This is a genomic window from Paenibacillus hemerocallicola (assembly GCF_006265175.1).
Classification (GTDB): domain Bacteria; phylum Bacillota; class Bacilli; order Paenibacillales; family NBRC-103111; genus Paenibacillus_AB; species Paenibacillus_AB hemerocallicola.
This window is the reverse complement of record NZ_VDCQ01000056.1, coordinates 63,903-72,945: the sequence shown is the minus strand read 5'-3', so window position 1 is coordinate 72,945 and position 9,043 is coordinate 63,903. Positions and strand designations below refer to the sequence as shown.

Sequence of the window (9,043 nt, the reverse complement as noted above, 5' to 3'; positions counted from 1 at the left end):
GGGTCGGGCGCATCGCGCCCCTTGCCTCACCGTCCTGCCCACCCGGACAAGTTTTCGCCAGCCCCGCGATGCGGGGCTTTTGCTTTGTCCCGGCTTTCGTTTCCTACAATCGGGGGCGATTGCGCCAACACGCCAAAAAGACGCAAGCTTAAGCGGCCGCCTGCGTCAATTTCGCTAGAATGCCATTATCTTTGTCGCCGACTCGAAATCCGTGAATGACCGTTCGAGCAGCGAAATGGAAAACCTCCATCTATTTGCCCGCTTACTGCTGCAGAACAAGAGATAAATGGAAATTGTGCATCTAATCGATCGAGAATTGCCGGTTTGGAGCCAAGCTACGCAGATTAGATGGATATTTCCCAGCTAATGTAAGGCAGCTGCGGCAATACAGTTCATTAGATGTACTTTTTCCATTTTAACGCGGACATGGCATCTAGACCTCTCCGCCTACCCGCTTACTCCGCTTCCGACACGACGGTGAAGCGTTCATTGACGTGCTCCGGCCGTTCGATTTCATCGACGATCGCGATCGCGTAGTCCGCGTAGCTCACATAGCTGTTCCCTTTGTCGTTCAGCAGCAGATTGTCCTTCCCTTTCCGGTAGGTACCCGTTCGTTTGCCTTCCGGGTTGAAAAACGCGGCCGGGCTGACGAACGTCCACCGGATGCCACTCGATTGCTGCAAGTCCGCAAGGTTTTGACCTTGGTTGGAGGCCGTCGCATAATATTCCTTCGGAAACTCCGGAGTATCCACCAAACGAACCGTCTTCGCTTCGTCCACATACAGACTGCCGGCACCGCCTACGACGATCAGCCTCGTATCGGGCGCTCCCTTCAAAGCTTCGATCAGAGCTTTGCCAGCATCCACATGAAGATGCTCTTGGCCCGGGGCCGCTCCGAATGCGTTCACCACCACGTCGAACCCGCGAACATCGTCCGCCCGAATAGCAAATATGTCCTTCTCGATAACCGCTGCCCCGCTATCTCCCGCCTTCGAAGCATTTCTGACGATTGCCGTTACTTCGTGGCCCCGACTCCATGCTTCTTTTACGATCAAGCTTCCCGCTTTTCCGTTTGCTCCGATTACGGCTATTTTCATGTCCCATCTCTCCTTTGTTTTTTTAAAAACTCGATCGCCTACTGTAACCAGTATAGTTACAGGTTTTCCGAATGTCAACCCGCCTCCTCCATAGCCCCGGATAACCGGCTCCTACGAAAAAACTGCCCGGAAGGCAGACCTCTCTCTGCTTCCGAACAGTTGCGATTATGCCCGTTATGGCCAATCCGTATCATTCCGGTTGTATTTTCGTCAATATTTTCGCTTGGCTCTTGTCCCGGATCAGCAGCTCCAAGCCGTCTTCGACAAGGCGATCGAGCGCGATTTTTTTCGTGATCACCTGTTTGACGTCCAACTTCCCGGCCGCGATAAGCGAGATCACTTCGGGGAAAATATGGCGGTACGCGAGAATCGACGTTACGTTCGCCTCCTTGACCATCAGCTGCATGAGGTCGATTGTGGCCGGCTTCGCGAAAGCGGCAATCACCATCACCTCTCCGCCCTTCTTGATGACGGATATCGCGTCGTTGAAAGTCGCCTGCGCCCCGGCCGCCTCATAGGCGACATCCACGCCTCCGGTCAGGGCAACGATGCTCTCCGCCGCATTTTCCTTGGCCGCATTGATGATTGTTGTCGCCCCAACCTGACGCGCCTTCTCCAGCCGCTCGTCGGATACGTCAACCGCTATAATTTGCGCGGCCCCGGCGGCCTTGGCGGACAAAATCGTCAGCAGTCCGATCGGCCCGACGCCGAATACGGCTGCATCGCCTCCGACCTTCAACCGGCTCTCCCGCACGGCGTGAAACGCAACAGCGGTCGGCTCCACCAACGCCCCTTCTTCCAGCGTTACGTTGTCCGGCAGCTTGTGCACCATGTACGGCTTTACGATCACGTATTCGCCGAAGCCGCCGTCCGCGTTCAATCCGATGAAGCCGAACTGCTCGCATTGGTTGTACCGGCCTTGACGGCAATATATACAAGCTCCGCAATAAATAAGCGGTTCGATCGTAACCCGGTCTCCGACAACCAAGCCCGTTACGCCTTCGCCAAGCTCCGCGACGGTTCCGGCAAACTCGTGTCCGATCGCAAGGGGAGCCATTTGTCCCGATAACGGATGAAGAGTACCGGTCTGAATGCCTATTCCGTGATGATAGGCATGCAAATCGCTGCCGCAAATGCCGGTCCACTCGACCTTGACCTTGACGGTTCCGGATTGGACGGCGGGCTCCGGAACATTCGTTATACGGACATCTTTCGCACCATACCATACGGCTGCTTTCATCCTATCGTACCTCCCTGGACTATTAGTTTTGCTTGCTTCTCTTTCATTATAAGCCCGCTCTATGTTTTAATAAAATTAAACTTGATGAACCATACTTAAGTAAATCTAATGAAAAAGACAGGCGGAATCCATCCCTATGAACATCGATCAGCTCGCCTATATCGTGGAAGTCGCCAGAGTCAAATCGCTGTCTGCCGCCTCCCTGAACCTGCATGTCACTCAATCCGCGATCAGCCAAGCGATTACCGGACTGGAGAAAGAGCTCGGCATCAAGCTGTTCGTGCGGTCCCGCGCCGAAACCGTTCCGACGCCGGAAGGACGCGCCATCCTGAAGAAAGCGCAAGAGGTGACGAGGCTTATCCGCGAAATCCGCGAAGAGGCGGAGAATCGGGCCGGCACGCTGCGGGGACGGCTGCGGCTCGGAACGCTTCCGGCCGAAATGATTGCGCTGGTGCAGGTCGTAGCGTCGCTGAAGCAGGACCACCCTCATGTTCATATCGAGATGAGCGAGAAAGGCTCCGTCGATGTTATGGACGACGTCCGATCCGGGGAACTCGATCTCGGTCTGGTCGCCATGCCGGAGGACCAGCCTTTGCTTCTGAAGGATCTGAAATTCGAGCGCCTTTACAAAGGCAAGCTGATGATCGCCGCAGGACGCCGCTCCCCCTTGGCCGCACGCAAATCGGTAACTCCCCAGGAGCTTCGGGAGCAGCTACTAGTTCTGTACAAGGACGATTACGTCGAATGGTTCATCCGCGACTTCACCGCTCAGTTCGGTCCGCCATCCGTCTTGTTCAAAACGAACAACGCGGGCGCGATCCAGAGCGCCCTGCTGGAGGGGATAGCCGTGACGGTCGGTCACGATTTTTCCTTTCTCCAGCATTCCCATCATGTCAACGCCGATTATGCGCTGTTGGAGCTGGACCGCTTCATTCAACAGCCTGTCCATTTCGGCTGGGTGTGGCCGGCGAAGCAACTGTTGTCCCCCGTGGCCAAATATGTGATGGAACGCTTCAAGCACGAAACGCGAGCCTATATGTAAATGTGAAAGAAACGGCCTTTCACCCACAACGTAGGGTGGAGGCCGTTTCCTGTCATGCCTTATTCCTTGCGCACTTTCATGCCTTGAACTACACGAGAACGTCAATAAACGGGGACCGGTACTGCGCGGCTACGCCGTTCGTTCGGCCCATCGACTGCAGCATGGCGGATGCATGCTCCAAATTCCCGTTTTCCACCGTATCGAGCACTTTCTCCAGCATATCGAGTTCATAGCTTTTTAGGATCGCTTTGGCTTGATTCGCGCCTTCCCGGTCGCCGCCGTTCTTCGACGACATACGTTCATTCCGGGCATACTCCATCGCAGCTTGATACTGATCTACAAGTTGCAGTGCATCATCGAACTTTTTCTTGATATCGGACGACCGGCCTTCCAGCTTGTCCAGTCCGAGAGCTTTGGCGGACAGGTCCAGGAAATCGTAGCCTTCCAATCCTCTTTCCTTCATGAATGCGGCGACGATGCTGCCGAACGCCCCTCCGGTCTTCTGATTGTACATGTCGTAAATTCCATTCATGAATCCGCCGTAAAACTCCTCGTAAAAGCCCATGAACGCATCGGTTTGTTCCTGGATTTGCGTCTTCATCCATTCAATATCGCGGCCCAGCAGCTCTTTTTCTTCCGAGTCGGCCTCCGCTTCTTCGTGGAGCTTCTCCATTTCGGCCAGCTTCTCGAGCATCGGGTCGATCATAGTCTCGATGGAAGACGAAATGCTTTTGCTGAACGCCGAATATACGCCCTCCATTACCCTTATGCCGCGATCGATCAAGCTGTCCTGCTCCGCTTGGCTTGCGATCCTATCCATTCTTTCGGCTTTCACCAATTTGGCCCGCAGATCCGTCTGCTGCTCCGATTGCAGCTTCCGGCCGTCCGACACTACTTGCTCATTGACAAACTGGACCATCCTGTTGGGGGCCTTATTCGCGAACTGGAGCTGATTCAACCCATTGACCGAGCCCTCGTTTCCGATTCTCAATTCTTCTCCTCCATTCGTTACCCTATTACAGTTATCGGATCGGGATGGAAAACAATGTATAGTTGCGACAAAAATATCGCAATTATGCGGGAGGGTTGGAACTTCTCTGGGAAATGGTTCCGGGTTTGCCGACGGAACGGAGAAGAACCCCTAGCAGCCGGATGACGATTTCCGCGCGAATGCCAAGCCGGTAACCTCCTTTGCCTTTTTCCAAAATGCCGGATTCGAGACATTCACGCATACTCTCTTCAAAATCGACGCCCGCCGGCCAGTCGGCGAGAAGGGAGGCTTCCGGGATCGGCGCGTCCGAGTTGAACAGCTTTTTATGCTGGAGCAAGACGGCAAACAGCGCTTTCCGGTCATCGGGAAACAACTCGAACGGCAAATCGTCCATGCTCCATACGGCTTCGGTTTCGTTTAAAGCCTCGATCGATACGCTGCACAGGAACTTGCCTTGCCAATGTACGGTAATTCCGTCGGGGCCGGCATGGATAAAGGGAAGTCTTGCCATCGCCTCTTCTTTAAAAGACGATGTCCGCTTTATCGAGCTTTTGTCAATCAGATGGAACAGCTTGAACGCCATATCGATTTTCTCGTCGGGTTTCATTTCTTGCAATTCGGCTTCGAGCGTCGGCAGAAGACGACGGAGACTGCCGTTCTTGTTTGCGCCAAGCAAATAATCGATCGAGCATTCCAGCGTTTCCGCCAAGCTCCCCAGTAGGGTCGTATCGGGCAAAGAATCTCCATTCTCCCATTTGGATACGGCCTGGCCCGACACATGCAGCTGCTGCCCCAGCTGCTCCTGCGTCATTCCTTTCCGATGACGAAGCTCCAAGATTCGCTTGCCCGTTTCCATCGCCAAATTCATAGTCGAACACCTCTTCCGGAGATCATATTCGCTTCCGGATTCATTATAGATCCATTCTCCCCTTATAAGGTATCGAGGCGTCATTAAGCTCCTCAACCGGCAGTTGGTTTTTTCTACTTTGAATTGAAAAAAGGCCCCGCCCGCGATAATAGCGGACCGGACCTCTTCAACAACCGCGCGTATTACTAAGGAACGCTGGATGTTACTTCGCGTCACCCGGTAATACTTTGTACTGCTAGGCATGACTCAGGAAGCTCCTCTAGAGCCATGATTCTATATCCTCATCGTCGATGTCGTCGGCTTCGCCGGGCGCGCTATCCGCTTTGTCGACACCCGCCCCAGACCCTTCATCATTCCCCGCCTCGGGTCGACCTGCATCCCTTGCCTGTTCCGAAGCCGCCGCCATCTCGAGCAGCGAAGCCGGAATTGTCGCGGCAATCAAAGGCCGGTCCGACGGAATAAAATGCTGCAGGTTTCTGACCCCGTTCAGACGAATTTCGTTCTCGATCAAATACCGAATCGAGTCCATCAGATTGGTCTGGCCGTTAATCCATGCCATAACGGCGGCGGATTCGTTCTTTTTCGTCTTCAAGCTGATGTTTTCGCCCGGCTGCTTTTGTTTTTTCATGCTTGTCCCACCTTACCGGAAACGATCGTCCCGCTTAGCCGGCCTTTTTCGACTTGCTTTTCAACGTCTCGTATATTTTCCCGTGGACGAACGCATTCAGTCCTTCGGCGTTCAGCGTAATCGCATGCCGGGGCGGTATATAGAGCAGCCGGATCTCGCGCTCGTCGCACAATTCCTTCAGCATCGGGTACAGGATGGAGCGCATTAATATGCTGCCTCCCCCGTACACGCATATAATATCGATTTCGTTGCGCGCCTTCGTCAGCTGCTTCCTTATGTTATGAACGATTTGCTTCGCTTGTCCTTCAAGCGGCCGGCTTAACGTATGTATCGCTCTGGCGTAATATTTGTGCTTGGGGTTTTTGATCACATCGCTGTAAAACTGCCGCGGGCTATCCGGCAAATGGACGAGCCGGTTGAACTCCCCGAGCGCTTCCTCGATCGCATAGCCAGCCCCGTGATGGCTGCCGTGAACGAATTGGCGCAAAAACTTGTTCCCTTCCGTGATCGGATATTCCGTCGACCCGTCGCCAATATCGGTATGCAAAATCCGCTTGTCCTTGAAATAGGTGCCGTTGAACGATTTGCCCAAATCGTACGTTTCCACGAACTCCTGAAAGATGTCCCCTTCCCGCCATTTGCCTTCCGCGTCCTTTTGGAGTGCAAAGATGACCGGCGTCGCCTCGGGTATCACTTTCGTGTAGTCGAACACGACCTTGACCGCAACACGCAGCTTGTTCAGATGTACGGTAACGTGGTGGGAGCCTTCCGTAAATCTTCTCTCGAACTTGGCCGCCGTTTCGTCGGAATGTTGCGTAACCGGGAGCGCCGTGGCCATATCGGCATGGACCTCGATTTGCTCGGGGATCGTTTGGCTTTCCTCGAATGCTCTCTGCACCGCTACCGCGGCTATTTGCGCCAGCGTGTTGATGATCGGCAAATCCATGTCGCACTTCTGGTCGATCCCGATCTGCAGCGTATCCAGCAGCTCTCCGCTCTCCAAAGCGAATTGTCCGATATAATACATGCCGGGCCTGACGGCAGGCGAATCGATCGTCACGATCAGTTGCTCCGTCAAATTTCGGATGAAGCTCTCCGGCGGCAGCTCCTCGCTCCAAGGGAGCTTGTCCACCCCGCAATATACGTTCGGCTGCTTGACCAGCCTGCCGTCGATAAATACGTCATGCTCGCTGTTCCCGTTATCGTTTCCTACGAAAAAATGATACTGCATAAAAGTAAAGCCTCCTTTATGTTCATTTTTTCGGTATTACCGGGCAGTGCCGACCGAGGTCATATCCGGTAATACTTTGTAGCGTCTTGCATTTCTTGTTTCATCCGTACCGACTTTGCGACAGAAAATAGACACAGTACTCCACCATATTACTTCGTAACACTTGCTGAAATTGAGTCCCCTTCATTTTCGATAATTCAACCGATGATTGGACTCAAACGCGCATCCGTCGTTCCCGTACCCTACCCGTTGCGGGCAGCCAAAGGCTTCATCATGAGCGCCATATAACGCATGAAGACCACCGGAACGATCCGATGGTCTTCTTTGCTTGTCCGTCAACAAATGCAAGTCTTTTTCTTCTTGCCGGTTTTCCCGGCTTCTTCGATTTTGCGAATATACTCCGTCGCCAGAGGCACTTTGCACGCCGTTTGGCCGACGTTGACGTCAACCTTGCCGATCTTCTCCGCCGCGTCCGTCGCTTCCTCGTGCAACGGGATGACGCTGGCGCCTACGGCTATTACGAAGCCGTTCATATTATAACGGACCCGGTTCCGTTCCCCGTGGATCGTCGACACTACCCGACGCAAAAGCCCTCGGATTTCATCGATATCGAGATCAGCGTCCGCCGTAATCGTAATATAATTGCCGTAGGTGCTCCAACCGCAAGTGGCGATCATTTCGTCGGGGGACTCGATCCATTCCTTGGCGAGCTCGACCGCATAAGGGCTTTCCGCGGCGATCCACGCTACCGTATACTCGGCCAGCATATACCAGCCTGTCCTACGCACCCAATCCTGCAGCATCTCTTTCGTCGCCGTCTTCGGATCTACGGTCAAGCCCGCCAAATACATCGCGTCGCTGTTACCCGTATCGTAAAGCGCCCGCGCGAGCGCCTGATCCTTCTTCACGTCCTTGACCAGCTTCTTCATATCTCCTACTTTAACGCCGAACAGAGGCTCTGCCGCCCCATGACGGAGAAAAATTTGCTTCGTCTGCTCCGACCCCATGCTTTCAAGCTTGCCCATGACTTCGTCCAGCACCATCGTCATCCGATCACCTCATGCCTTGTCCGTCTTTGACTACATTGTATCACGAAAAAGACGGAATCGATCATCCCTTTGGCAATAGGTAAACGTTCCCACCCCACCCGCTTTCAAGCCGAGCCGACCTGTGTCAATATTATCGTGAAACGGCGGTCGGCGCGGTGCCGGCTGCTATCGGCAGAAATACGCAAGTCCAGTCGGGAAGGATAATAATCTATGAGCCTCCAGCAATTGATCTCGGTCATTCCGGCATTCGAACAGGTCGAGTCGCGGCAGACATCGCACACGATCGATTGTCCGCCGGGCCGTCATGAGCGAAGGCCATTATACCGTTCTGTTCAAGCAGCACACCGGCATGACGATGACCGCCTATGCCATCCGACCGACATCAATACGGCGCTGCTCTGGATGTCCGGCAGCTTGTGGGGCAGAGGCTGGGATGACGCGATATCGCTTCTGCCGTGGATCGCGGTGCTGCTGCCCATCGCCTGGCTGAACTTCCGAAAGCTGGACCTGTTCCAGCTCGGAGACGAATCGACGGCTTCGTTGGGACTGAGCTTGACCCGGCATCGCTTCTGGCTGCTGCTTCTCGCGGTGGCGCTGGCCGGCATATCGGTGTCGGCGGTCGGGGCCATCGGCTTCATTGGCCTCATCGCTCCCCATATCGCCCGCAGCCTCGTCGGGGCACGAGCCCGATGGCTCATTCCGCTGGCCTCGCTTGTCGGGGCCGACCTGATGCTGCTGGGCGACTGTCTCGGACGCATCCTCATCGTCCCGCGCGAAGTGCCGGTCGGCATTATGACGGCCGTCCTCGGCGCTCCGTACTTCGTATACCTGCTGCGCCGGGAACGTCGCAGATCATACTCCTGACTGATCGGGATCGGTCAGACAAAAAAGAACCCC

The 9,043-nt window shown here is 54.5% G+C and carries 9 protein-coding genes; 2 read left to right on the top strand and 7 right to left on the bottom strand.

The window, feature by feature from the left end:
- Nucleotides 1–455: 455 nt before the first annotated feature.
- Nucleotides 456–1,097 carry an NAD(P)-dependent oxidoreductase gene (locus FE784_RS29935; protein WP_139605928.1) on the bottom strand — a complete coding sequence of 214 codons (642 nt, stop codon included), beginning with the start codon at nucleotides 1,095–1,097 and terminating at the stop codon, nucleotides 456–458.
- Between the two features lie 190 nt (nucleotides 1,098–1,287).
- A complete protein-coding gene (locus FE784_RS29930; protein WP_139605927.1) occupies nucleotides 1,288–2,337 on the bottom strand; it encodes a 2,3-butanediol dehydrogenase in 1,050 nt (349 codons plus the stop codon).
- Between the two features lie 136 nt (nucleotides 2,338–2,473).
- On the opposite strand from FE784_RS29930, the gene FE784_RS29925 reads away from it, so the two are divergent.
- Nucleotides 2,474–3,379: a LysR family transcriptional regulator gene (locus FE784_RS29925; protein WP_139605926.1), complete on the top strand. Its 906-nt coding sequence runs from the start codon at nucleotides 2,474–2,476 to the stop codon at nucleotides 3,377–3,379.
- Nucleotides 3,380–3,467: 88 nt separating this feature from the next.
- Here the strand turns inward: FE784_RS29925 and FE784_RS29920 are convergent, their stop codons facing one another.
- The 5 genes from FE784_RS29920 to FE784_RS29900 all read right to left on the bottom strand — a co-directional run bounded on the left by FE784_RS29920 (nucleotide 3,468) and on the right by FE784_RS29900 (nucleotide 8,140).
- Nucleotides 3,468–4,370 (bottom strand): hypothetical protein, encoded by a 903-nt coding sequence (locus FE784_RS29920; protein WP_139605925.1) that lies wholly within the window; start codon nucleotides 4,368–4,370, stop codon nucleotides 3,468–3,470.
- 82 nt (nucleotides 4,371–4,452) lie between these two features.
- Complete coding sequence (locus FE784_RS29915) at nucleotides 4,453–5,238, bottom strand: helix-turn-helix domain-containing protein (RefSeq protein WP_246132249.1); 786 nt, start codon at nucleotides 5,236–5,238, stop codon at nucleotides 4,453–4,455.
- 259 nt (nucleotides 5,239–5,497) lie between these two features.
- Nucleotides 5,498–5,866, bottom strand: coding sequence for a hypothetical protein (locus FE784_RS29910; RefSeq protein ID WP_139605924.1), 369 nt, complete (start codon nucleotides 5,864–5,866; stop codon nucleotides 5,498–5,500).
- A 34-nt stretch (nucleotides 5,867–5,900) separates the two neighbouring features.
- Nucleotides 5,901–7,097: a ParM/StbA family protein gene (locus FE784_RS29905; protein WP_139605923.1), complete on the bottom strand. Its 1,197-nt coding sequence runs from the start codon at nucleotides 7,095–7,097 to the stop codon at nucleotides 5,901–5,903.
- 335 nt (nucleotides 7,098–7,432) lie between these two features.
- Nucleotides 7,433–8,140 carry a DNA alkylation repair protein gene (locus FE784_RS29900; protein ID WP_139605939.1) on the bottom strand — a complete coding sequence of 236 codons (708 nt, stop codon included), beginning with the start codon at nucleotides 8,138–8,140 and terminating at the stop codon, nucleotides 7,433–7,435.
- A gap of 216 nt (nucleotides 8,141–8,356) precedes the next feature.
- Between FE784_RS29900 and FE784_RS29895 the strand changes: the two genes are divergently transcribed.
- Nucleotides 8,357–9,010: a FecCD family ABC transporter permease gene (locus tag FE784_RS29895; RefSeq protein WP_139605922.1), complete on the top strand. Its 654-nt coding sequence runs from the start codon at nucleotides 8,357–8,359 to the stop codon at nucleotides 9,008–9,010.
- Nucleotides 9,011–9,043 lie beyond the last annotated feature (33 nt).